The sequence below is a fragment of the Paenibacillus sp. SER-28 genome (assembly GCF_052906305.1).
In genome coordinates, this window is the sequence record NZ_JBRECM010000001.1 from 858,838 (window position 1) to 883,105 (window position 24,268).

26 protein-coding genes, 1 pseudogene and 1 other annotated feature are annotated in these 24,268 nt (G+C 46.6%); of the genes and pseudogenes, 19 read left to right on the plus strand and 8 right to left on the minus strand.

The features are described 5' to 3' along the window. Window positions 1-339 precede the first annotated feature (339 nt). The 6 genes and pseudogenes from ACUYLD_RS04125 to ACUYLD_RS04150 all read left to right on the plus strand — a co-directional run bounded on the left by ACUYLD_RS04125 (window position 340) and on the right by ACUYLD_RS04150 (window position 4,241). Window positions 340-1,316 (plus strand): annotated as a pseudogene (locus tag ACUYLD_RS04125) (M20 metallopeptidase family protein). Window positions 1,317-1,344: 28 nt separating this feature from the next. Next, window positions 1,345-2,184 (plus strand): enoyl-CoA hydratase/isomerase family protein, encoded by an 840-nt coding sequence (locus ACUYLD_RS04130; protein WP_446674467.1) that lies wholly within the window; start codon window positions 1,345-1,347, stop codon window positions 2,182-2,184. Then, complete coding sequence (locus ACUYLD_RS04135; protein WP_446674468.1) at window positions 2,174-2,452, plus strand: hypothetical protein; 279 nt, start codon at window positions 2,174-2,176, stop codon at window positions 2,450-2,452. Before ACUYLD_RS04130 ends, ACUYLD_RS04135 begins: the two co-directional genes overlap by 11 nt. 42 nt (window positions 2,453-2,494) lie before the next feature. Further along, a complete protein-coding gene (locus ACUYLD_RS04140) occupies window positions 2,495-3,007 on the plus strand; it encodes an enoyl-CoA hydratase/isomerase family protein (RefSeq protein ID WP_446674469.1) in 513 nt (170 codons plus the stop codon). Between the two features lie 59 nt (window positions 3,008-3,066). Next, complete coding sequence (locus ACUYLD_RS04145; protein ID WP_446674470.1) at window positions 3,067-3,723, plus strand: serine dehydratase beta chain; 657 nt, start codon at window positions 3,067-3,069, stop codon at window positions 3,721-3,723. Beyond that, a complete protein-coding gene (locus tag ACUYLD_RS04150; protein WP_446674581.1) occupies window positions 3,717-4,241 on the plus strand; it encodes an L-serine ammonia-lyase, iron-sulfur-dependent, subunit beta in 525 nt (174 codons plus the stop codon). Before ACUYLD_RS04145 ends, ACUYLD_RS04150 begins: the two co-directional genes overlap by 7 nt. Before the next feature lie 127 nt (window positions 4,242-4,368). Here the strand turns inward: ACUYLD_RS04150 and ACUYLD_RS04155 are convergent, their stop codons facing one another. Further along, a complete protein-coding gene (locus tag ACUYLD_RS04155; RefSeq protein WP_254349431.1) occupies window positions 4,369-4,734 on the minus strand; it encodes a ParA family protein in 366 nt (121 codons plus the stop codon). Between the two features lie 583 nt (window positions 4,735-5,317). Between ACUYLD_RS04155 and msrA the strand changes: the two genes are divergently transcribed. Both msrA and ACUYLD_RS04165 read left to right on the plus strand, forming a co-directional pair. Beyond that, on the plus strand, window positions 5,318-5,830 hold the full coding sequence (gene msrA / locus ACUYLD_RS04160) for a peptide-methionine (S)-S-oxide reductase MsrA (RefSeq protein WP_446674471.1): 513 nt from the start codon (window positions 5,318-5,320) through the stop codon (window positions 5,828-5,830). A 124-nt stretch (window positions 5,831-5,954) separates the two neighbouring features. Next, window positions 5,955-6,890 carry a divergent polysaccharide deacetylase family protein gene (locus tag ACUYLD_RS04165; protein ID WP_446674472.1) on the plus strand — a complete coding sequence of 312 codons (936 nt, stop codon included), beginning with the start codon at window positions 5,955-5,957 and terminating at the stop codon, window positions 6,888-6,890. Here ACUYLD_RS04165 and ACUYLD_RS04170 read toward each other — a convergent pair. After that, the gene (locus ACUYLD_RS04170) at window positions 6,865-7,626 is read right to left on the minus strand and encodes an N-acetylmuramoyl-L-alanine amidase (RefSeq protein ID WP_446674473.1); all 762 of its coding nucleotides are present in this window, start codon (window positions 7,624-7,626) and stop codon (window positions 6,865-6,867) included. The genes ACUYLD_RS04165 and ACUYLD_RS04170 overlap by 26 nt on opposite strands. Before the next feature lie 290 nt (window positions 7,627-7,916). Here ACUYLD_RS04170 and ACUYLD_RS04175 point away from each other — a divergent pair, with 290 nt between their 5' ends. After that, complete coding sequence (locus ACUYLD_RS04175) at window positions 7,917-8,102, plus strand: YqzE family protein (protein WP_446674474.1); 186 nt, start codon at window positions 7,917-7,919, stop codon at window positions 8,100-8,102. 102 nt (window positions 8,103-8,204) lie between these two features. On the opposite strand, the gene ACUYLD_RS04180 is transcribed toward ACUYLD_RS04175, so the two are convergent. The 4 genes from ACUYLD_RS04180 to ACUYLD_RS04195 all read right to left on the minus strand — a co-directional run bounded on the left by ACUYLD_RS04180 (window position 8,205) and on the right by ACUYLD_RS04195 (window position 13,260). Continuing rightward, entirely contained in the window at window positions 8,205-9,260 is a 1,056-nt protein-coding gene (locus ACUYLD_RS04180; RefSeq protein WP_446674475.1) for a hypothetical protein, read from the minus strand. 258 nt (window positions 9,261-9,518) lie between these two features. Further along, on the minus strand, window positions 9,519-10,469 hold the full coding sequence (locus tag ACUYLD_RS04185; RefSeq protein WP_061828581.1) for a YqhG family protein: 951 nt from the start codon (window positions 10,467-10,469) through the stop codon (window positions 9,519-9,521). A 1-nt stretch (window position 10,470) separates the two neighbouring features. Beyond that, a complete protein-coding gene (locus tag ACUYLD_RS04190; protein WP_069291644.1) occupies window positions 10,471-12,285 on the minus strand; it encodes a DEAD/DEAH box helicase in 1,815 nt (604 codons plus the stop codon). A 135-nt stretch (window positions 12,286-12,420) separates the two neighbouring features. Beyond that, window positions 12,421-13,260 carry a helix-turn-helix transcriptional regulator gene (locus tag ACUYLD_RS04195; RefSeq protein ID WP_103047982.1) on the minus strand — a complete coding sequence of 280 codons (840 nt, stop codon included), beginning with the start codon at window positions 13,258-13,260 and terminating at the stop codon, window positions 12,421-12,423. Window positions 13,261-13,423: 163 nt separating this feature from the next. Between ACUYLD_RS04195 and fabF the strand changes: the two genes are divergently transcribed. The 4 genes from fabF (at window position 13,424) to ACUYLD_RS04215 (ending at window position 17,131) form a co-directional block, all read left to right on the plus strand. Beyond that, window positions 13,424-14,662, plus strand: coding sequence for a beta-ketoacyl-ACP synthase II (fabF, locus tag ACUYLD_RS04200; RefSeq protein WP_061828578.1), 1,239 nt, complete (start codon window positions 13,424-13,426; stop codon window positions 14,660-14,662). Window positions 14,663-14,785: 123 nt separating this feature from the next. After that, the gene (locus tag ACUYLD_RS04205; protein ID WP_446674476.1) at window positions 14,786-15,310 is read left to right on the plus strand and encodes a GNAT family N-acetyltransferase; all 525 of its coding nucleotides are present in this window, start codon (window positions 14,786-14,788) and stop codon (window positions 15,308-15,310) included. Window positions 15,311-15,330: 20 nt separating this feature from the next. After that, complete coding sequence (locus tag ACUYLD_RS04210) at window positions 15,331-16,284, plus strand: helix-turn-helix transcriptional regulator (RefSeq protein WP_061828692.1); 954 nt, start codon at window positions 15,331-15,333, stop codon at window positions 16,282-16,284. Window positions 16,285-16,390: 106 nt separating this feature from the next. Then, a complete protein-coding gene (locus tag ACUYLD_RS04215; RefSeq protein ID WP_446674477.1) occupies window positions 16,391-17,131 on the plus strand; it encodes a zinc ribbon domain-containing protein in 741 nt (246 codons plus the stop codon). A gap of 84 nt (window positions 17,132-17,215) precedes the next feature. On the opposite strand, the gene ACUYLD_RS04220 is transcribed toward ACUYLD_RS04215, so the two are convergent. Next, window positions 17,216-18,451: an MFS transporter gene (locus tag ACUYLD_RS04220; RefSeq protein ID WP_446674478.1), complete on the minus strand. Its 1,236-nt coding sequence runs from the start codon at window positions 18,449-18,451 to the stop codon at window positions 17,216-17,218. 194 nt (window positions 18,452-18,645) lie between these two features. Between ACUYLD_RS04220 and ACUYLD_RS04225 the strand changes: the two genes are divergently transcribed. The 4 genes from ACUYLD_RS04225 (at window position 18,646) to ACUYLD_RS04240 (ending at window position 21,018) form a co-directional block, all read left to right on the plus strand. Beyond that, entirely contained in the window at window positions 18,646-19,227 is a 582-nt protein-coding gene (locus ACUYLD_RS04225; protein ID WP_069291646.1) for a TetR/AcrR family transcriptional regulator, read from the plus strand. Between the two features lie 80 nt (window positions 19,228-19,307). After that, window positions 19,308-20,039: an SDR family NAD(P)-dependent oxidoreductase gene (locus ACUYLD_RS04230; RefSeq protein ID WP_069291647.1), complete on the plus strand. Its 732-nt coding sequence runs from the start codon at window positions 19,308-19,310 to the stop codon at window positions 20,037-20,039. Window positions 20,040-20,092: 53 nt separating this feature from the next. Then, window positions 20,093-20,422 (plus strand): macro domain-containing protein, encoded by a 330-nt coding sequence (locus tag ACUYLD_RS04235; protein WP_446674479.1) that lies wholly within the window; start codon window positions 20,093-20,095, stop codon window positions 20,420-20,422. A 35-nt stretch (window positions 20,423-20,457) separates the two neighbouring features. Continuing rightward, window positions 20,458-21,018 (plus strand): GrpB family protein, encoded by a 561-nt coding sequence (locus ACUYLD_RS04240; RefSeq protein ID WP_250261773.1) that lies wholly within the window; start codon window positions 20,458-20,460, stop codon window positions 21,016-21,018. A gap of 175 nt (window positions 21,019-21,193) precedes the next feature. Here ACUYLD_RS04240 and ACUYLD_RS04245 read toward each other — a convergent pair whose 3' ends face one another. After that, complete coding sequence (locus ACUYLD_RS04245) at window positions 21,194-22,378, minus strand: aminotransferase class I/II-fold pyridoxal phosphate-dependent enzyme (RefSeq protein ID WP_250261772.1); 1,185 nt, start codon at window positions 22,376-22,378, stop codon at window positions 21,194-21,196. 42 nt (window positions 22,379-22,420) lie between these two features. Continuing rightward, window positions 22,421-22,659 (minus strand) — a binding site (T-box leader). 189 nt (window positions 22,660-22,848) lie between these two features. Here ACUYLD_RS04245 and ACUYLD_RS04250 point away from each other — a divergent pair. Together ACUYLD_RS04250 and ACUYLD_RS04255 are read left to right on the plus strand one after the other, a co-directional pair. Further along, complete coding sequence (locus ACUYLD_RS04250) at window positions 22,849-23,457, plus strand: DUF1349 domain-containing protein (protein ID WP_446674480.1); 609 nt, start codon at window positions 22,849-22,851, stop codon at window positions 23,455-23,457. 93 nt (window positions 23,458-23,550) lie between these two features. Continuing rightward, window positions 23,551-24,261 (plus strand): DUF1361 domain-containing protein, encoded by a 711-nt coding sequence (locus ACUYLD_RS04255; RefSeq protein WP_446674481.1) that lies wholly within the window; start codon window positions 23,551-23,553, stop codon window positions 24,259-24,261. Window positions 24,262-24,268 lie beyond the last annotated feature (7 nt).

The following is a 24,268-nucleotide window of genomic DNA, read 5'->3' on the forward strand; positions in this document are numbered from 1 at the left end:
AAGTACGATAAAATCGTTCTTAAAAAGTCTTAAAATATAAAGGGGGATGTTCACTCTGTTCTTACGTTCATTCAATATGTGTTTTGGGAGATGTTCATTGTGATTGAAGAAGCTGGAGACTTTTTGGGTATGGCCCATCAGCTGCAGGAAAAATTGGTCATGTACAGGCATCATCTTCATGCGGTTCCGGAACTTGATTTAAGTTTGCCCAGGACAACGGCCTACGTAAAAGAGGTGTTAGAGTCGATGGGGCTTAAGCCCACTCCCGTAGGAGAGTCAGGTCTAACGGTTACGATCGGCGGACAACATACCGGGAAGGTGATTCTTATCCGGGCGGATATGGATGGGCTGCCCATTCAAGAGGAAACGGATCTTTCTTTTGCGTCGTTGAACGGAAACATGCATGCATGCGGCCACGACTTGCATACTTCCATGCTCTTGGGAGCTGCGGAGATCTGAAGGCTAACGAAGAGCAGCATCACGGGACGGTTAAGCTTATGTTTCAGCCGGGTGAAGAGACTCTGCACGGGGCAAAGATGATGCTTGAGAATGGGATTCTCGAAAATCCTAAAGTGGATGCAGCCATGATGCTACACGTGTTGACTGGAATGCCAATTCCTATCGGGCAATTTGTAGTGCCTGAGGCCGGTGGAGCTATCTCAGCTTCCTCTGATTGGTTCGAAATCATCATCCGCGGAAGGGGTGCACATGGAGCAATGCCGAGTGCCGCGGTCGATCCGTTAAATGTGGCTGCTCATCTTCATCTGGCGCTGCAGGGTATTCTCAGCCGTGAAATTCCGCCAGTTGAGAGTGCCGTCCTTACCATTGGCGTGATGGAAGGCGGAAGTACAAACAACGTGATTCCCGATACGGCCAGAATGAAAGGAAGCGTACGTTCATTTAACGCCACATTGCGGGATAAAATGGAAACCCGTATCCACGAAATTTCTGCAGGTATTGGAGAAACTTTTCAGGCAAAGGTGGAGGTGATCTATACCAGGGGATGTCCTGAGGTGCAAACGGACAACGGGCTTAACCGTCAAATGAGAACTACGATTGCAAACACTTTTGGCGCCAGTCCCTTAATCGGTATAACCCAATTGATACCCGGCGGGAAATTAATGGGATCGGAAGACTTCGCATTTGTCTCACAAGCGGTGCCAAGTACCTCAGTATTTCTTAACGCAGGCAATACCGAGGAAGGTTATGGTTACCCTGTGCACCATCCAAAGACGATGTTCTCGGATGAGGTGCTGTACAAAGGGGCTGCGGCTTACGCTGCTTTCGCCAGAGATTGGCTTGAAAGTAATAGATAATATCTCAACAAAACCAGGAGGAATTGAAATGACAGAGAGACGTATGATTGGACCAACCAAATTTGAAGAGTACTCGGAGAAATACAAGGAATTTCTATTAATGACCCGCCGTGACGGAATCATCGAAGTACGGTTGCATACCGACGGAGGGCCGTACAAGCATTCTTGGGAAGCCCATACGGCATGGTCCCATGCATGGTCAGATATTGGCCGCGACCCTGAGAACGAGGTAATGATTATTTCAGGAACAGGGGATAAATGGGTAATAGGGGACCCTGAGGTCTGGAATACAAAATTTATGGACTGGCCGAAGCAAAAAAAGCTCGAACAGTATCATGAATCGCTGAGACTGCTTGAAAATTTGATATTCTGCATTGACATCCCCACCATCGGGGCGATCAACGGGCCGGGAACGCACTGTGAACTCGCAACTCTCTGCGATATTACCATTTGTACTGAAGACGCGGACTTTTTTGATCCTCATTATCTGGGAGGCACACCTCCCGGAGATGGAATGCTGCTCACACTGCAGAACATGATCGGTTTCAAGAAAGCAGCATATTACGCATACACCGGCAAGAATATCAATGGTCAAACCGCATTGGACCTGGGCATCGTTAGTGAAGTCCTGCCCCGCGAAAAGCTTCTTCCCCGCGCATGGGAGCTTGCGGAGATGATTATGCAGGCACCGCGTTCAACGAGACATCTGTCCCATTCCATTATATCCCGTCCATGGAAACAAGCCCTGGTCAGTGATCAAGGGTTCCAGCTTGCCCACCAAATGTATGACATGGCCATTGATGAAGAAGGAGCTCTGGAGCGGCTGAAAAAAATGCAAGGACGTCTAATGGGCAAAGATGTTCAATAGAGATATGGCGGGACCTACACGATTCGAAGAATACTCGGAGAAGTACAAGGACTTGTTCTTCATGACCCGCCGTGACGGCATACTCGAAGTACGTATGCTCACTCACGGGGGACCGCTTCAATTTGACTGGATGGCTCAAACTCCATATGGCAATGTATGGTCAGATGTTGGCCGTGACCCTGAGAATGAGGTGATGATTCTTACAGGGACAGGAGATTTGTGGCAAATAGGCAATCCTGAAGTCTGGACAACAAAATTCATGGATTGACCGAATAGCCGGAAACTGGATTTCTATCATGAATCGCTCAGAATGATTGAAAATATGATCTATTGCATCGGCATTCCCACCATTGGGGCGATCAATGGCACAGGCTCACACTGGCAACTGGGAACGCTTTGTGATATTACCATTTGTGCTGAAGGCACAGAGTTTTTCGATGCTCATTACCTGGGCGGTGTACCGCCTGGAGATGGAATCGTCTTAGCACTTCAGAATATACTGGGAACCAAGAAAGCGGCATACTACGCATACACGGGGATGAACATTAATGCTCAAGCGGCATTAGACCTTGGTCTGGTTAGTGAGGTACTGCCTCGTGAAAAGCTTCTTCCACGTGCGTGGGAGCTGGCAGAGATGATCATGCAGGCCCCCCGCTCTGTAAGACAGCTTACTCATCCGATTGTGTCGCGCTCATGGAAAAAAGCCCTTGCGAACGATCAGGGTCTCCAGCTTACGCACCAATTGTATGACATGGCCATTGATGAAGAGGGTATACATGAGAGGCTGATGAACATCAAGGAACGTTTTCAGAGGAATGACTAATAGTCAGAAAGGGTGTAAGGGTACTATGAAATCGTTGACAGAACTCTATAAGGTTGGCAGTGGGACCATCCAGTTCCCATACCATGGGGCCGGAGAAAGCCGCCAGAATCTTCAAATCAGAAAATGAGGATGCCGAACGATTCAAGGCACTGATTTATGGTTCCCTTGCCAAAACAGGCAAAGGACATATGACAGACAAGGCCATTATTAGAGCACTGTCACCCGTTCCAACGGAGATTGAATTTGTTCCACACGCAGATTTTACTCTGCCGCATCCCAATACCGTTGATTTTATCGCTTATAAAGACGGGCGGCAAACCACATCCATGCGTGCTTTAAGTATCGGCGGCGGGGACATCGTTATTGAGGGACGGGAGGAGATGCTGGCGCCCGAAGTCTACCCAGAGAACAGCTTTGCAGAAATCAGTAAAATTTGTAAAGCGAATCATATCCGCCTAAGCGATTACGTCGAGCAGTGTGAAGGCAAACAGATATGGGATTTTCTCAATGGGATTTGGGAAGCGATGAAGCGTTCGGTCAACGAAGGGATTTCAGTCACCGGTATTCTGGAAGGCGGTCTCCGGGTTGAACGCAAGGCGCAACTTCTGTATAATCAGCGGCATATTGATGAGAGCCCGGAGACCGGGAGAACAGGATCGTCAGCGCATATGCGTTCGCCGTCAGCGAACAAAATGCCGCCGCCGGTGCAATCGTAACGGCCCCGACCTGTGGAGCCAGCGGTGTCATGCCGGCCGCACTCCTTTATATGCAGCAAAAGAAACAGGTCCCGGACGAGAAGGTCCTCCGGGCTCTGGCCGTAGGCGGGCTCATTGGCAACCTGGTCAAGCAGAATGCCTCCATCAGCGGTGCTCAATGCGGCTGCCAGGGGGAGGTTGGCACTGCTTGCTCTATGGCCTCGGCTGCACTGGCAGACATGTCAGATATGGGGATTGATCAAATTGAGTATACAGCGGAGGTTGCTTTGGAGCATCATTTGGGGTTGACCTGTGATCCTATTAACGGACTGGTTCAGATTCCTTGCATCGAGCGGAATGCCGTGGGTGCCATGCGGGCAATCAATGCGCTGAGCCTGGCAAATTTCTTGTCGAATACCCGTAAGATATCTTTTGATCTGGTTGTACAGACCATGTATGAAACAGGCTTGGACATGAGTAGCCGTTACCGTGAGACTGCAGAAGGCGGGCTCGCTAATCTCTACAAAATTGACGGTTAAATGATACTGCCATGATGATGGGGCATTAATTCCATACTTGTGTAATGAGACGAAGAACGTCCCTTGTGCCGGTTGGCAGAAGGGACGTTCTTTTTTGGGAGGCTATATAAGGCGAGCTGCTGCGGTCTCAGCATGGTCGAGCCGGGCAGTCTGACCAAGGCAGAGCTGGTCGTCCGGCCAAGATGTGATTTGTCTGAACGCAGCTGGGATTGCCCGGGATGAGGTCAAAGTTCCCTTGGGAATGAAGGTATTGGTCAGGGGCGGGGAGAGGCTCATCTTCCATGACGGCGTTCATGATGTTGAACATACTAACGTTCAACTTGTCGGGTTGCTCGATGCCGAAACATAAGGTCAGATTACCCTGCGGGTCGAAATCCACCAGCAGAACCTTTTTTTCTTCATGGGATAAGGCGTAAGCCAAATTGTAGGCGGTGGTCGTTTTGCCAGTGCCGCCTTTTTGATTAGCGACGGTGATCGTCGTTGCGTGTCTCATATTAACCCTCCCCGAAGCGGCCTCTTCGTTAATTTGTCAATGGCAGGGAGTGGGCTGGTTTTCGTTGTTCTCTCCGAGTTCTCTCAAACGTCCAAAATCGGCCGCATTTTACGGCATTGCCGGGAGCCCCTTTCGGCGCTTGGATTTGAACGAAAAAACAGTCAAAAACCCTGATTTCACAAGGGTTTTGACGGTTTCTCAATTCCGTTCCATTGACTTAGATTCCGCTTGGTTCCGAATCGGATACAAGATTCAGGTCCGTGTGGGCTAACCCCCCGTGGAGGTTCGAGTCCTCTCGACCGCATCTATTAGAAAAGGTCTATAAAATTGCTCTCGTAGCAGTTTTAGAGGCCTTTTTCTTATATTTCCGGGGATTTGCTCATAGTTTAAGCTGAACACGTTTCTTGTCTTCCCGCAAACTATGGATTTCCATAAAGGATTCTGACAAATTACTTGATTTCTTTTAGGTGGAATTTTTGCGAATTCCTCAAGTTCATAAACAATTCTTTTATAAGGTTATCTTTTAAGATATGATAGAAAATAACGCACTTTATGATGAAGTTATTGAAAGGTTGGATGTAAGATGGAGAAAGCGACTTTTGCAGGTGGATGCTTCTGGTGTATGGTAACTCCGTTTGAAGAGCAGCCGGGCATTCATGGCATTGTGTCAGGATACACTGGAGGAACGATTGCCGATCCGACCTACGAGCAGGTTAAAACAGGAACTACAGGTCACTACGAGGTGGTGCAGATTACTTTTGAACCTGAGCTGTTTCCTTATGAAAAGCTGCTCGAATTATATTGGCCGCAAACAGATCCTACCGACGGGGAAGGTCAATTTCAGGACCGGGGTACACAGTATAAACCCGCAATTTTTTATCATACAGAGCAGCAACGTGAGCTTGCACAACAGTCCAAGGAGCAGTTGGCACAAAGTGGACGCTTTGATAAGCCAATTGTAACGGAGATTCTTCCTGTTTCGATTTTTTATCCTGCAGAGGATTATCATCAGGATTACCACAAGAAAAACGTGAAGCACTATAAGGAAGATCGGGCCCAATCAGGTCGTGATGAATTTATTGATAAGAACTGGTAAGCGGTTTTAACATACGTTTCTACGCACGATAAGGCAGATCAGGATTATTCCATGGATCTGCCTTATACATATTTAGACGACGTTACTCACACAATGAAGGGACAGAGAAGGAGGCTGACCCGCAATGAGTACACGACGGAAGCTGCACATGAGAAATATAATAAAAAAGGCTTTAAAGGAATCTCGCGCTCGGAAAGAGCCAGCTTATGTACCTGTATTCCATTCAAGCTCCAAAATGCGAAAAACCGTAGTACTCTGTATTTCGGTATGCATGTTATTCATGGTCTGTAGTACTGGTGTTGCAGAAGCAATAGACAAACAGGACGATCCGCAAAAGATGGTTGCTGTCATTATTGACGATCTGGGAAACCATATGAAAGGAACTGAGCGAATTTTAAATTTACCCGTTAAGATTACCGTTGCTGTGATGCCCTTCCTGCCTACAACCAAGCAGGACGCTATGGAAGCGCATAAGCGCGGTCATGATGTCATCGTCCATCTTCCAATGGAGCCAAAGCAAGGGAAGCCCGAATGGCTTGGGCCTGGAGCAATTAAGGCTAATATGACGGATGAAGAAGTACGTGCGAAGGTGACAGCAGCCATTCAGGATGTTCCTTATGCGATAGGGATGAACAACCACATGGGTTCCAAGGTCACTTCGGATAAGCGCATTATGTCCATTGTTCTTGATGTTTGTAAGGAGCATGGACTATTTTTTGTCGATAGCCGTACTAATTATCGGTCAGTGGTCCCTGAGCTTGCCGCTAAAAAGGGAATGCCACCAGTACGAAATGATATTTTTCTGGATGATGTCCATAACCTCGCCCATGTGAATCGGCAACTTACAAAAGTGGTTGAATGGCTGGATGAGCACAACACCTGCGTAACGATTGGGCACGTCGGCGTGTCTGGTATGTACACATCCTCCGCTCTTCATTCGTCGGTTCCCAAGCTAAAAGAGCACGCCAAATTTGTGGGTATTAGCGATTTGGTACGAGCTGTATGGGGATGGACGGGAGACCCAGCCACCAACACTACCATGCCGTCAGATGCGCAATAATGCCTGCGGCAATAGCTTCGGCAATGCTTTTTTGACCACGATCCTCGGAAAGCATAGCTCTGTCCTGTTCGTTACTGATAAACCCGGTTTCCACAATTACAGCGGGTTGCTGGATTTTATTCAAAAGATAAAAGGGTTTTCCGTACACTGTTTTTCTATTCATGCAAAATAAGCGGTTTAATGAATGCTGAATCCGTTCAGCTAACAGATAGCTGCTGCCTTCATCCTGATACAGTACAATGGGTCCCCGTTTTTCGGCACGTTTGCTCCAATTGACATGCAGGCTTACAACCAAAGCGGTGGGCAGTTGTTCTGTTAGGCTTTTCCGTTGTGCGAGGTCTTTAAGGTGCCGGGATTTGGACTGCAGCCAACGGTTGTCGTCACTCAGTGCGTAGTCCTTGTCCCGATTCAGGACAGCAGGATATCCCTGAGAGCGTAAAATCAAGTACAGCTTTTGAGCAATGGCGAGATTGATATCTTTTTCCAAAATTCCTTTGTGACTTGTTCCACCATCCACACCGCCATGGCCTACATCAATCAGGACAACGGGCTTAGCAAAAGCGTGATAGGACGAATGTACGTTGGATGGACTATCTATATACTTGTTTGGTTCGTTACTTTTCTCGTCGGGCTGAGCAACTATATAGGTAAATGGGGCGAATACAGCACTGCAAAGGATGCATAGACTGAACCCCAAGCATGTCAGCCATATTTTATTTAACCTTTTTTTTCTCACATTCTATTCCTCCAGTGGACGAATTGATTATTTACTGAAAAACCATGCATAACAGGCATCAAACCTAAAGCAGCGTAGCTACCTTCAAATATGACAATTAGCCTTGGGGTAACTGTTATGTTGAAGATAGTATGTTCCATTTAAGGTAAACCATGCATAGTTATTCCCACAGGGGTTAGACCTTTTGGAAAATGAGTAAGCTAGTTTTATCTGCACCTAACGTGTGAATCCGATATTTCCAAGCAACGTAAGTGGAAACAATAGGCGCAGATTGGAGGAGGTCATGGAGGATGGCGAAGAGTGACGAACTGGTGACGTATATTACGCAGCGGATTGTTCGCTATATGGAAACGCCGCGTGATGTTCGGCGCAGTCAAAAACAAGCCAGAGAGCCGTGGGGGAGCAAATGGTTTGGCATGTTGCCTCTCGCTCTGAAAATGTGGATGAAATCCACACGCAGAGGGCGAAGGGAGTGACATTAAACTCGCCAAAGAGACCACAAGAGGCATAGGTTATGCCATTTGAGGTCTCTTTTTATGTTGTAGAGATCATTCCGATCTTTTCGTGTTTCTTAATAATTAGGAGTCCAAACGATAAAATTCGCCAGCTGACAATAACTGTTTTAGCGGTACAAATCGGGAAAGTCCATGATGGTAGGTTAACGCATATAAATTGGGTTGGGACGGATGATCTGGGGATATCCAAGACTGATACCCACTAATGGATAAGGGACCTCCAAAGGCAAAATTGATACCTGTGGCAGAAAATATAATACGCGGTGAAATACTCAGTGTATCCATAAATTGGGCTGTGTTACGGACAAAAAGTTTTTGCTTGGGTTGAAGCCAACCCAGATCGTCATAGGGATCGAAAGGAGCAGACGAGACCGTAACTGCTTGCGCCTGTGTTTTCAAAAAGGGTACAGATGAAGAGAACACGTTGTTTTGGAGCTTATGTTTCCAACTCCCATCTGCCACTTCTTCAGGTAACGGATCGCCAGTTACAGCATCAATACATATTTTGCTGCCTGTAGAGGAACGCACCAGCCAATAGGCTAGTAGCGGTCCCTCATACATAGGTGTGATTTGCAGCTTGTCGATAGATGAAAAATCGGTTTCTGTGAGCGACACCAGAGATTGGCGAAGTATATCCATACTATAAGGTCCACCCGGACCATTCCCATATTCGTTGAGTTGATATACGCCATTTGAGTCTGATCCGATAATCAGGTAGCCGATGTATTCTCCCGCACGGTTTACTTGAACAAGCCAACTATGGGTTCCAGGTCCGAGCGGATGATAGCTAAGCTCAGCATCTTTCCACGAGGCAAAAGGGGGCTGCGACGATAGGGATTGTACCATGTTGTCTGCAGTCTGTTTTACGTCTGCGGGCACGCCTTGCTCCTCAGTAGGAAAACTTGCTGAAACGTCACCCGGGGAAGGAGTAGCAGGACTCGTGGAGTTCAATGGAGGAACCCGCGAGCTTTCGTTGTAGAGAGACACCAAGTTTAAATTGTTGCCTTGTGCGACTGAGGGAGCCGCATGAATGGAAGCGAACGGACAGACTGCGGACAGGCCGATCAGAACAGCTGCGATCATACCTATGCTATAGTGCCCGGAATGATTCTTCTTCAATGAAATCCACCTTTCTGTCGGCTTGATTGCCCGACGGAGGCATTCTTTTTATACAGCATACAGCCTGTCCGATAAAAAGACTGCTGCACCTTGTCGGCGCAAATGTCGTATCCAGGTTCGCTTTTTGCTGTCGATACATAGGAGACATGTTTAACCAAACTTGTGGTTACAGCAGCGGAAACTGATGTAGGCTGAAGCAAGATGTTACAAGCTGACGATACTTCTGCAACTCTCCTGCGAAGGAGCAAGAGATATCGGTTACCGCAGATGAAATATCCCGCAGTTAATGGCGGATACGAGTACCTTGGGCTCATACTGCCATACCATTTCTTTACGGCGGGCTTGATGCTGCTCTGATATGGCTTCTTTTTTATCCTCTTCCTCTTTCTGCTCCTTGATTAGATCATCGTAGTAGTGGTCAATAACCTCCAATTCCTCGCGCAATCGTTCCTTCGCCTGCTCAGCCCAATCATAATCTTGCTGACGGAGCTGTTCGGTGAGATAGCTTTCAAGCGAGCTAGAAGCTTCAGGAACAGATAGCTCGGCAGGTTGCACATGCATATTGCCCGCCAGCAGCGGGCTGAGCTGCCGGGTTTCGAGCATGGCGCCAAAATCGGTTACAATGGTGCCGCTTTTAAGCGAAATACCTAGCCACTGAAGTTCCTCACGCTTCAAATCGCAGGCGAATTCAATCTTATAGCAGATGCTGAGCCAAGCTTCATAGACTACGGGAGAGCGGGCAGACAGCTGACGGGCATCAGGCTGCTCAAACAAATAAACATATTTCCCTCCATCTCGTGCGGCTTCAAAAATTTGATGCAGCCGACGGCTTCCATATCGAAGCTCCTCCTGCAAAATACGTCCAGGTCCCAATTGTGGTAATGTCGGCACATGACCGAAGTAACGCCCCATGACCTGATCTTGTGCTGCGTTGCCTGATGCTGGAGTTGGTGGCGTATGATCCGCTAAACGTTCCTGTTCTGTGCGATAGGCTTCCCCATCAAAGATGAAAGTGAAAGACATCGTCTGCGCTGGAACGCCAGTACGCTCTACGTATCCCCAATAGTAGGGGCGGTTTGTTAAGGCTTTATCCGCTTCTGGAGAAAGCTTGACGGTTACATGATGAGGCGACCTCTCAATGACACTGCATCCGGTAGCTTCCAGATAGGTGTGTACAAAACGCTGGACTTGCTGTGCATTCATGGTCAAACTAGCGACCTCCCTTCACACTGCGTCGAGCTTTGCCCGGAGGAACCGTATTGCCTGCTAGGCCTAATAAATCCTCGGTGTTTGGCTGGTCTGTGCGCAGTTGTTCCATTTCCTGTTTGATGGAATCCAGCGAGTGGCCCAGCTTTTGCATTTTTTTGCGAATTTCATCATCGCTACTGGATTCAAGCATGATCTTATACAGACTTTTTTCAATAGATTCTTTTTTCTCAAATTTCTCAAGAATAACGTCCAATCCGCCAATGACCATCTCAAACATATTTATCTTTTCATGCAGCAGATGCAGGATATGCTCCTCAATCGTTCCGGTTGTGGACAAGTTGAAAATATTAACATCATGCGTCTGTCCAAGCCGATGCACCCGTCCGATCCGCTGCTCCACGCGCATGGGATTCCACGGTAAATCGAAGTTAATCATATGGTGACAAAATTGCAGGTTAATGCCTTCACCACCCGCTTCGGTGGCAATCATGACCTGAATGCGCCCACGGAACAGATCCATCATCCAATCCTTGCGTCCACGGTTCATACCGCCTCGGTAAGGAACAGCAGAAAGGCCACGGTCACGGAAATAATTCAGCAAATACTCCTGTGTGGCCCGGTATTCTGTAAAAATGATCACTTTTTCGTTCATCTGACGGATAAGCTCGAGCGCTTTTTCTGCTTTGGAATTAGCCTTGATCGCTTTAATATGTGCAACCAAATCCCAGACACGATCGCGTAGGGGAGAGTCTGGGGCCATTTTTTTAGACAAATTGACCAGCGTCACGAACACAGCGTCCCGGCTGCTGCACACTTCCCGTTGAAGGGTGACGAGAGACAGCATGCTACTTAAATTTCCGCCATTCGCCTGGTATTGCTCTTTGACAAAAGAGGTCACCCCATCGTACAGCGCTTGCTCTTCCGGCGAAAGTTCTAAGTGAATGTTGGAAACATTTCGTTTGGTGAATTGAACCGGGCCTTCTCCGCGACGATTGCGGATCATGACTTTAGATAGCTCATCCTTGAGCTGATCTTCATTTTTGGGCAGACGTTTATCTACAACAAAGTTGGCTGAAAAATCGCCATGTCTTCCCAATTGACCAGGCTTGAGCAGTGTAATCAGGTTAAACAGCTCAGACAGATCGTTTTGTACAGGTGTTGCTGTCAGGAGCAAACAATATTTTTTACGCAGCTTCATAATGAACTGGTAGTTGGATGTCTTTTTATTTTTCAGCTTATGAGCCTCGTCTATAATGAGCAGGTCATAATCGGTATCTAGTAGGATGTTACTATGGGGCTCCCGCTTGGCGGTATCCATAGAGGCCACGACGACCTCGGAAGACCAAGAATACGCTTTTTTCTGGGCGACAGCGGGAATACCGAATTTGCTGTTCAGCTCACGCACCCATTGTAGGACCAGAGATGCGGGTACAAGAATAAGCACTTTGGAAGCCAGCCCGCGAACCAGATATTCCTTTAGGATCATTCCAGCTTCGATTGTTTTGCCTAGGCCGACTTCATCGGCAAGAATGGCACGTCCGGACATTTGAAACAATACCTTTCGAGCGGTATCCAGCTGATGGGGTAGTGGAGTGAGGTCTTGCAAATGCTGTAGACATTGAAGCTCATCAAAGCTCGGCACCAGTTTGACTTTTTCAGCCTCAATGGCCAGCTGATACAGATTCCAATCTCCCCAAGGGCCACCTTTGCGCAGCCGCTGGTCCAGCTCATCCTGCCAGCTTCGATCAAATTGCACCGGAACAGGCAGTGGCGCTTGATTAGGTATGTGCGGGGAACTTGTCGATTTGGCTTTCATGATGATTCCCTCCCTCCTGGTAGTAGCACAGTTGAAGCTCTTGGTTCTGTCACATATGTGGCATCTATTTAGCACAGATCGTAGATGTAGTATGGACGGAAAAAGATATCTTCATAACAGGAGGGATGAAATCCTTTAGCTGCCTTCCATTAACTTTTGGAGTTTACTTTCCGTAGAGGTCTGCGCATTAGGGGTGTAGATGCTGCAACGGAGATCAACACTGCCCTGTACCTGAAGAGAAGTCAGGTCAAATAGCATTTTGCCAGCCTTGGCATGACGAAATTCAATGAGCACCTCCGGCGCGGAGCTTACTTCACTCTGATTCCAAAGCTCGTTAAACTCTGGGTAGGTCTGACTCATATTTTGTATAAATTGTGCATACCAGGGGTCTGTTACGTATTGTCCGTAATAAGCGCGGAAAATTGCAAGGAACCCCTTTACAAAGTGTTCCCAATTCACGGCTAGACTTTTAAACTCCTTTTTGGTGAATAGCAGTTCAATCATATTGCGTTGCTCATGTGGTAGCTCGGCAAAATCCATAAAAACATGAGCAGCAGCGGCGTTCCAGCCGACAATATGACAACGCCGATCTGAAATAATAGCAGGGCAGTAGTGTAGCTCTTGTACGATCTTTTGCAGAGAGGGGGAAATGACGGCCTGCTCTGCAGGAACAGGAAGGCTGTGAGACCCGGCCTCGATCGCCAAATCATACAAATATTTGCGCTCGTCTGTGTTCAACTGCAATGCGGCAGCAATAGCATCCAACACAGAGGCGGACACCTTAATATCTCGTCCTTGCTCCAGCCAGGTATACCAGGTCGTACTGACACCTGCCAGCTGAGCGACTTCTTCTCTACGCAAGCCTGGTGTTCTGCGACGTGATCCTTGGGGGAGACCGACCATATGTGGGTGTAGGCGGGCCCTTTTTGTTTTTAGAAAAACAGATAGTGCTTCCAGACGTGCTTCCGTTTTCATAGGTATTTTCTCTCCATTCAATGGGTATATCCGAAGTGAGCAAATAAGGCGTTTACTATAGTAGTGTTCATTATACCAGGATAAACAAACACTTGTAATAGGATAAGACAAGGGTAAAATGAGGATTATAAGTAAGTCACCGAGCAGGAGGAATGAATAGCTTATGCAAAGAGTAGTGATAACAGGTATGGGTGTCGTTTCCCCAATAGGTAATGAAGTGGACACGTTGTGGAAGAATTTGCTGGAAGGCAATTCAGGTATACGTAAAATTGATACATTCGATGTGTCCGATTTGAAAGCACAAATTGCTGGACTGGTACAGGATTTTGATGCAGAAAAGCAATGGGGACGTAAAGATGCTAGACGAATGGATCGGTTTACTCAGTTTGCATTATATGCGGCAGAACAAGCGCTTAAGGATTCCGGTCTGGAACTGGATCACACCGATTTGGAGCGTGTAGGTGTCTATGTGGGATCGGGAGTCGGCGGTTTGGATACGTTGGTGAACAATGTAGATGTTCTGCTACATCGTGGACCGGGTAGAGTTAGCCCGACGCTGGTACCCATGATGATCTCGAATATGGCAGCTGCTCAAATTAGTATCGCGTTTGGAGCGATGGGACCTACGCTTTCACCCGTGACGGCTTGCTCTATTGGAAATACAGCAATTGGAGAGGCGTTTCGGACGATTCGCACAGGAGATGCGGATGTCATTTTTGCTGGTGGAACTGAAGCGGCGGTGACTAGATTGGCCTTGGCAAGCTTCGCTAATGCGACTGCCTTGTCCACACGTAACGAGGAGCCTTCTATAGCAAGTCGACCTTTTGATCAGGATCGAGACGGCTTTGTCATGAGCGAAGGTGCAGGTATTCTGGTACTGGAGTCACTGGAGCACGCTATCCGCCGTGGTGCGGAAATCTATGGTGAGGTCATCGGTTATGGAGCCAGTTCGGATGCTTATCACATGGTTGCACCGCATCCCGAAGGAACCGGAGCTTACTTGGCTATGAAAGCAGCCCTTCATTCGGCCCGCATCTCCCCTGAAGAAGTGGACGTGATTAGCGCCCACGCAACGAGTACGTCTGTCGGGGATGCCGCTGAGACCCTTGCAATCCATAAGCTGTTTGGTGATTATGCCTATCAGATTCCGGTTACTGCGAATAAGTCCATGCTGGGTCATATGCTGGGAGCTGCGGGCGGGGTCGAAGCGATTGCGCTTGTGCAAAGCCTACGGGAAGGCATCATTCCACCAACGATGCATCTGGACAATCCAGACCCGGTTTGCGATTTGGATTATGTGCCTCACGAAGCGCGCAAGGCTCCACTAAATATTGGGCTATCTAACTCTTTCGGTTTCGGTGGTCATAATGCGGTCATTGTGCTGAAGCGCTACGAGTCATAATTTGTAAGGAGTTATTGAAACCTCAGGCATTCTATCCGGCTGGATAGAGCACCTGAGGTTATTTTAATCGAAGAATAACAGATTCATTTTAGATAAGAGATAGAGTAAGATGAAGGAAAACATTTGGAGGGACGGGAAGCCATGGTTTTAATCAGAAACATACAACTAGCAGACGCTGAGGCTTATTGGAATTTGAGACTGGAAGCCCTACAAATGAACCCCGAAGCTTTTGGAACCTCCTATGAGGAAGCCGCACTAGTTCCGCTATCTGATGTGGTGAAGCAGATACAAAATAAACGAGATCATTACATACTTGGTGCATTTACAAAGGATCACCAGCTGGTTGGCATGACCGGGTTTAGAAGAGAACAGAAAATAAAGACGCAGCATAAGGGAGCAATTTGGGGAGTTTATGTACCATCGACCTATCGAGGCCAGGGGATCGCTAAAAAACTTTTATTGGAAGTTATCAGCCAAGGTAGAAAAGTGGAAGGTTTGAAGCAAATCAACCTGAGTGTGGTGACTACCAATCAAGCTGCTGTTGAGCTGTATAGGAAATTGGGATTTGAAACCTATGGTATAGAAAAGAATGCTTTGGAATATCACGGTCAGGGATACGATGAGGAGTTCATGGCTTATTTTTATTAATGACGAAAGGTTTTGAAAAAATGAAAATTGACCGATTGCTTTCTATCGTCATTTTGCTGCTAAAGAAAAATAGAATACAAGCGAAGGAACTGGCTGATTTATATGAGGTTTCGATCCGGACGATCTATAGAGATATTGAAGCGATTAGTATGGCAGGTATTCCGGTGGTCACTTATCAGGGAGCCAACGGGGGAATCGGTCTTATGGAAGGATACCGCCTGGATCGCAGTATGCTGACGGATCATGATATAAAGGATATCGTGATGGGTTTGCAGAGTTTGTCCTCGTCGTTGGGCGGCCCGAATGTGTCGCGGTTACTTCATAAATTTGAAAGTATTATACCGGAATCTGGGAAAGAGCAATTTAGTGTCCATACCACACAGTTTATCGTCGATCATTCGGGATGGGGAAATCGGGCTGCGCAGGAAGGCAAATTGATAAAGGTAAAAGAAGCAATGAGCCAAGCGCGCACTGTCGCCTTTACCTATCGAAATGCGGGGGGAGCCATAACGGAACGGAATGTTGAACCGCATACGCTCGTTCTGAAAGGACAACAATGGTTTGTATATGCATATTGTCCCGATAGGGAGCAGTTTCGTCTATTCAAACTCTCGCGCATGAGTGACCCTGTGGTTACAGAGACAGTTTTTGCTCGCAGGGATCTTTCTTATGAAGTGTTGCCGTGGAATGAGGGGCGGATGGAGGTATCCAGAGCCGTACAACCATTTACGCTACAATTTAACCGTGACTCAAGGCATCTGGCGGAGGACTGGTTTGGCGTAGAAGCATTGACCGAGCAGGAGGAAGGGATCTATACGGTTTCGGTCCCGTTTCCTGAGGATGCATGGGCGTACGGATTTATTTTAAGCCTGGGACCGGATGTGGTTGTCAAAGAACCAGCCCATTTGCGTGACAAGATTCATAAGATGGCGCTGCGTATTGCGTCTAATTATGAAGAAGTTCAGGAATCATAAAGGAAATCTTAGTTAAAGTAAAACAAACCTGACCCATAGTTGTCAGGTTTGTTTCGTTATACTTGTGGCATACCTGATATCAGTTAGCGAAAGGGGATTTACGAGGATGGATAAAGCTTGTCAAAGTTGCGGGATGCCGCTAGAGCATGAGGACCAATATGGAACGGATGCACAACATCATAAAACGGATGAGTATTGCAAGTATTGTTACAAGGAAGGCGAATTTGTACAGCCTGAATTGACGATGGAGGGAATGATTCAGCAGTCTGTGCCTTTCCTGGTAGAGGAGGGGATGCAGGAAGAAGAAGCGACTTCGATGCTGCGCAATTACCTGCCGTTTTTGAAACGATGGCGGTCCTCAGAGGATACGGGGCTTACACTGGATGGACCCATTCGGGAAGAATATCGAGGTGAGATCCGTTTGAATGGGTTGAAAGCACGTACAAGTAATCAGAATGAACAAACATCTCACGGGATCATTCCAAACATGTGGGAACGTTTTTGGAGTGAGGACGTGACTGGTCGGATAAAGGAAAAAGCAGGACATGCTTCTGTCTATGGTTGCTATACTGACTATGAAAATGGAGCTTTAGGCGAGTATACGTTTTTTATCGGGAAGGAAGCGGCTGTAGATTTCCAAACTCCTGATGACCTTGAAGAACTTGTCATTCCGGCTGCACGCTACGCCATTTTTCAGGCAACTCAGGAACTCTCTTCTGTCTTCCGTGTATGGCAGACGATCTGGGAGTGGGCTGCCACGGGACAAGGGGAGCGGACATACACAGGTGATTTTGAAGTGTATGGCAGTCCTGATGAACCTGTTTTGATTTATATTGCAATCAAGTGATGATTTTGTTGTGACAGAAGAGAACCGCCGGTCATTGTCGTGAACCCGGCGGTTTTTCTGATTCAATCAATAGCAGTCTCCCCTTCAAGTTGAACGTCGAGTTAAAGCCCAAAAGATGAGAGCCAGAGCACTGACACCAGCTCCTAATAGACACACCCCGTTCCATCCGGCATAGATGTACATATGAGTGGAAGCGATGGCCCCGGTGGCGCTACCAATGGAATAAAATATCATGTAGCCTGCAGTAAGTCGGCTCCGTGCCTCAGGGCGCACATTGAAAATCAAGCTTTGGTTGGTGACATGTACAGCCTGTACCGCCAAGTCCAAAAGAATGACGCCAAGAACTAAAGCGAACAGAGAATGCTCGGTGTAGCGGATAGGTAACCAGGACAGCAGCAACACAACTAGTGCGATACCCGTCGTCCGTTGTCCCAAGCCCTGATCGGCAAGACGCCCTGCTCGTGCTGCTGCTAATGCCCCGGCGACTCCAGCCAGACCAAAGGCCCCGATAGCAGTATGTGAAAGAGACAATGGGGGTGCACTGAGAGGTAACACAAGCGAAGTCCACAATATGCTGAACGCCGTAAAAATAAGCAATGCAAGGACAGCACGAATGCGCAGAATTCGTTCTTGCAAAAATAGTACGATAACCGATCGGAGCAGCTGCGCATAGGAAAGTGTCGCATTTGTGGGTTCGTTCTTTGGCAACACCCGCAACAGAGCTCCAGCCATAAACAGCGTAAGTATGGCAGAAATAAGGTAAACTGAACGCCAGCCTGCCAGATCAGTTAATACACCGGCCACGGTTCGTGCCAGCAGAATGCCGATAACGACTCCACTGGTCACCAGACCTACGATACGCCCACGTTCAGTCGGATTAGCCAAGGTAGAGGCGAAAGCCACGAGTGTTTGAGTGACTACAGCCAGCAGACCAACCATTGCCATTCCCATAAGCAGTATTGTACGGGTAGGAGCAAAGCTAACCACGATTAGTGCCAGCACGGATAGCAGCATTTGCCCTGTAATCAGTCGCCGTCGATTCAAAAGATCGCCAAGCGGGACGAGCAGCAATAATCCCAACGCATAACAAATTTGCGTGATAGTAATGACCATGCCTACCGATGAGTGCGTAATGCCAAATTCGTTTGCCAGCGCATCCAGCAATGGCTGTGCATAGTAAATGTTAGCGACAGCCAGCCCGCAGGCTATGGCAAACAAGAGTGCCACAGATCGGGACAGGGAGGGAATGGGGGCTGTTTCGGCAGCATTTGCTACCGTTTGATGAGGGAGGAGTACCGCTTTTTCTTCTGACGTCTTCATTTTCACATACCACGTCGCTTTCTGTATTTACATACCGTTGAGTATAATATACTGATTGGTATGTAATGAATTTAGGTCAATATAACTTGTGTACATATGAAATGTCAAGAGTTCATCATGTACATATTTGACAGTTCCTTATCGTGATTATACAATCTTAATATACTGAACGATATGAAAAGAAGGAGCTGCTTATGGTTCGACCACGGGAATTTGATGAAGATCAAGCGTTGGATGCAGCGATGCGAATTTTTTGGGAAAAGGGATTCGAGGCTACATCTTTAAGTGATTTAACCTCCAAAATGGGAATTCAGCGCCCTAGCATTTACGCTGCCTTTGGAGACAAGAAGCAATTATTCGAAGCCGCGCTGCGCAAATATACGCAATCCCACGCTGCTTATGTACGCTCTAGACTACAAAGCAATTCTTCTGTAAAAGAAGCGTTTTACAATTTTTTTGGAGGAGTCGTGGCAGAAGAGTACGAGGATGGGCCTAATAGAGGATGCTTTTGTATTAATACGATGGTAGAATTAGCCCCTCATGATGAGAAATTTGAGATTTTAACCAGAGAACATCAGATGTATCTTTCTGCCGTCTTTCAGGAAACCCTCGAGCGTGGTATAAGATCAGGAGAGCTGGAGGCTAGCATGGACGCACGAGCTCTGGCCCATACGATGGTCTCTTTGTTAATTGGGATTACCGTGATGATGAAGTCGCGCCCAGAGCGTTCTTTTGTGGATCATTCGGTTGCGACTGCACTTATGTTACTGAAGTAAGTTTCTTTCACATAGCTGATAGTACTTGAGAGAGGTATTTTGAGTAAAACTATATACCGAACGAGAGAGGGGTTTCTTCATTGCTTAATAAAATGAAAGTTATTATAACAGGAGCTGCTTCCGGCATTGGAAAGGAAATTACTCAGCAATGTCTAAGGGAAGGCGCAAGTGTTATTGCGTGTGATATGAATAAACGTTCTTTAAACGAACTTGAGGCTGAACTGAATTCACCAAGTTTGTACACCTATCTGATAGATATAAGTAACTATACGGAAGTAACTGATTTTTTTACATACATTAAGGGAGAACACCCGGACATAACAGCTTTAGTCAATAATGCAGGTGTTTATAGAGGAAAGAATATACTCGACTATGGTATGGAAGAAATAGAGAAGGTGCTGGACATAAATATTAAGGGATGTGTATATTTCTCGCAATTTTTTGGAAAGTTCATGATTGAGAAGAAGCATCAGGGAATTATCGTAAATATGTCTTCTGTTTCTGGAATGGAAGGAAGCTCAGATGCGATCTATGGATTATCAAAAGCTGCAATATTGGGCTTTACTAAAAGCTGTGCCATGAATTTTTCACCTTATATAAGAGTTAATGCTGTGGCACCAACGATGGTAAGTACTCCAATGATGGATCATATTCCTGATTGGAGAAAGGAGGAATATACAAATCATCAGCTAATTCCTGAGCCTTTAAAAGCAGAAGATGTTGCTTATACTGTCCTGTTTCTGCTATCGAAAAGATCCAGGCATTATACGGGAGCGACCTTTGATATTAATAATGGGTGTTATCTAAGATGATTTTTTACGAGAGGAGGAGGATTAATGAATACCCAAATTGAACTTAGATAAACGTGAATGTTGTTCATACCGTTGGTCCTGTGTGGAATGGTGGCGACCATCAAGAAGAGGAGCTATTGGCGAAATGCTACCATAATGCACTCCAATTAGCTTTAAAATTGAATGCGCGAAGCATTGCCTTTCCGAATATCAGCACAGGCATCTACCGTTTCCCGAAAGAAAAGGCGGCGGATATTGCTATACAGGAAGTGACACGTTTTGTACAGGAACATGCCGGTTTGAATGAAATTATTTTTGTTTGTTTTGATGCGGAAAACGCTCAGTTATACACCCGTAAGTTACAAGATGGTGTTAAGGATATTAAAAAAGATACAGTTGAATGAGAGAATACATGAGTAGAAATTAGGGGGGATCATGAATGCATGAGGAGCAAAACCAGGAACATTGGCCGGTGTGGGCTACGGAGCCTGTAAAAATAGTGAATCCTGATCCTGCCTGGTCAGAGCAGGGCTTAAAGATCATTTACCAGTTGCGGGAGTTATTACTGCCGTTTAAGGTGACGGAAATCGAACATATAGGAAGCACGGCAATTCCCAATCTTTCCGCTAAGCCCATTATTGACATAATGGCAAAATTAGAATCTTGGGATCAACTGGAACAGATCGTGTCTGCTTTACAACCAGCAGGCTGGAGCTATGTTCCGCCTGAATTGGACGGTCGGGAATGGAGAAGATTTTTGGTTAAAGTGGAACAGGATCAAAGAAAGGGACATCTGCATCTCATACTGAAATCTGATGAGCATTGGGATCGGCAGCTATTGTTTCGGAACCGACTTCGTGAACAGCCTGAGCTGATTCAGCAATATGATGTATTAAAAAGGCGGCTGGCGATGGAAAATCAGCATGATCGTGAAGCGTACACGGAGGCTAAGACTGATTTTGTGCAAAACGTTCTGAATACCGGACATCCTAAAGATTAGAATGTCCGGACTCCCGGGTGCTTTCCGACCAAGCGCCGAAATCTCCAACATTTGTTATTGCCGTGTAGGGGAATGGCCAGAAGGCTTGCCAGCACACCAGAAAAAGCTTATTCAGAAGCTGCTACGGTAGTGTTCATCCAGTGTTCATTTCATTTCATGATAGGGAAAATCGCATTTATAGACGTTTCAAGAATGCGCTAATGCGTTCCAAAGCCATTTCCAACTGTTCTCGCGATGACGCATATGAGCAGCGGATAAAGCCCTCGCCGCCTGGTCCAAATGCGGAACCGGGTACTGTAATGACTCCTTCTTCTTCCAGCAACCGCTTGGCAAACTGCTCTGAGCTTAACCCTGTGTGCATAATGGAGGGAAAAGCATAGAAGGCACCGTTTGGTTCGTGACATGGCAGTCCTGTCTGACATAGGCTTTCAACGAACCATTTTCTACGCAGATTGTAAGATTCCATCATACGATCTTTTTCCTCCAGCCCGTTACGCAGGGATTCAATAGCGGCAATTTGCCCGATAATAGGAGCGCACATAGCGGTATATTGATGAATCTTCAGCATAGCTGAAATCAACTCTCTTGGGCCACACACATAGCCGACCCTCCAGCCTGTCATCGCAAATGCTTTGGAAAAGCCGCTGATGAGCAGGGTGCGCTCTTTCATTCCCGGCAGAGCAGCGAAGCTTACATGCTTCTGTCCATAGGTCAGTTCAGCATAAATTTCGTCTGATATGACGACAAGATTGTGCTCTTCAACCAGGCGGGCAATCGGCAACCAATCCTCATAGGTCATCACCCCACCCGTCGGATTATTCGGATAACAGAGAATAAGCACTTTGGATCGTGGAGTCAGCTTGGCTTGGAGTGCCTCAGCTGTTAGCTTGAACTGCTGATCCGCAGAGGTTTCAACGGTTACGGTATGCCCTCCGTTTAGAAACGTAATGGGCGAATACGAAATATAACATGGAGCCGGAATGAGTATTTCATCGTGTGCGGTGATCAAAGCGCGTAGTGCCAAATCCAGTGCTTCACTGCTTCCAATGGTAACCATGATTTCATCTGTCGGGTTGTAGGATGTACTAAAGCTGCTCTCCAGATACCCGGCAATCTCCTCACGAAGCTCGGGAAGTCCAGCATTCGGTGTGTATGATGTTTTACCATTTTCCAGTGCTGTGATACAGGCCTTTCTGACATGTTGAGGGGTTACAAAGTCAGGTTCACCAACACCAAGCGATACAATATCTTTTCTGCCTGTACTATATTCGAAAAACTTACGGATGCCTGAAGGTGGCATTTCCCGTACAGCTGGAGTCAAAAAATCGGTTATAGATACTGCTGTCGATACATTTGTCATGATGATTTCCTCCTTTTTGAAAAACAAAAAAACCCGCCCCTGTAAAGGGACGAGTTTATACCCGTGTTACCACCCTAGTTTCATTCCATACGAAATGACACTCTGTTCACGTATCCATCAATACGTGTTCCGGTTAACGCTGGAAAGGCGGCAGAGCTTACTTCAGGTTCAGCCCGCTTCTCAGAGATGGCGTTCGGCTACCCTCGGAATGTTGGCTTTCACCTGCCCCAACTCTCTGCAAATCCGCTGTATAGCTTACTCGTTCTCGTCATTGAAATTTGTTACCGTATCAAGTTAGGTGTAATTATAAGCACAACATTTCAGGATGGCAAGTCTTTTTTTTATAAACCTTAAAGACAGATCATCATTATTGACGACTGGAAAATAACGTATATAGTGGTATCAAGGGGATTGTGCCCCAGATTTCAATGTGTTATATGACTATATTGCCAGAGAGGAATGGTATCCATATGAACGTATTTGAACGCTTTAGCGGTAAAGTTTTGCCGGCGGATTGGAGTTGGATCAATGAGCCGGCTGAATGGAGATTCGATGATTCCAAGTCTTTGCAAATTTCTGCACCTTCGCAGGCGGATTTCTTTAGAGATCCGTCCGGTGCAGCGGTAAAATCGTCCGCACCCTTTTTGCATACAACGCTTCAAGGTGATTTTACAATATGGACGAGGGTTCGTGTTGATATGAAGCAGCCTTATGATTCAGGATGCTTGATGATGATGGCGGATGATACCCACTGGGCTAAGCTGTGTTTTGAATATTTTGAAAGCACTCCATCTATTCTTAGTGTGGTCACTCGGGATACATCCGATGATTGTGTCTCTGGGGCGATGGACGTGTCCAATCCGTATTTACGAGTGGCACGAGCTGGAAATTGCTTTGCATTTCATTATTCATCAGACGGTCAGCATTGGAGGCTGGTGAGATATTTTGGTATGAATGTTCCTAACCAGCTCAAAGTCGGAGTTGTTGCTCAATCTCCGGTGGGGGAGGGCTGTGCTGTTACCTTTGATGCCTTGACGATAACAACCCATGTATCCGAGGACATACGAAAGGTGGAGTAAATAGACAAAGGCCCTCTCTAAATATGAAAGCGCTATAAAATAGGGCTTAAAAAGACGTATATACGCATGATCAGGCAGGAGGTAGATGGAAACTTGCTGTTAAGAAGGAAGGGTTACAAGCTGCCCAGTTTGTTGGGAGTGCTGCTTGTAGCTACGTTGGGCTGTTTCGGACTCATTATGTATTTACAGTCCACAAGTGGAACGAGGATGTATCAATTTCTGTATTGGGATATATTCCTGGCCTGGGTTCCGGTCTTTATCACTCTGGGAATGATGGCTTTATCCCGACTGCGAAGTACAAAAGTGAGAAGTATTCTTTTATTTTTCTGCTCAATTGTATGGTTGTTTTTTCTGCCGAATGCTCTTTATTTGGTGACTGAGCTACTTCATGCTTTTCGTTTTTACGATGTGAATCCTGATACACGTTTTTGGTTGAACACACAATTTTGGTTAATCTTATTTACGTCTTTTTCAGCAGCAGGGCTTGGCCTTTTTCTTACATCCCTTTGTGTATTGGTGATCCACCATATGCTGAGGAGGATTTGTTCAGGTGGGCTCGCATGGGCTGTAGTTTTTGTGTTGTTGTGGCTGGACAGTATAGGCGTATATATAGGCAGATTTGCTCGCTGGAATAGCTGGGATGTGTTGTTGCAGCCACTGGTGCCCCTTACGGATATTTGGAGATGGGGAGTACATGCAGTACCAAGGCTCCATTTACTGTCCTTTTGCTGGTTGGTGTTTGGGATAGCAGTCATTTTTTATTTATTGATCTATATCTCTTTAAGTGAGGATCAGGATATTTAGGCCGAGG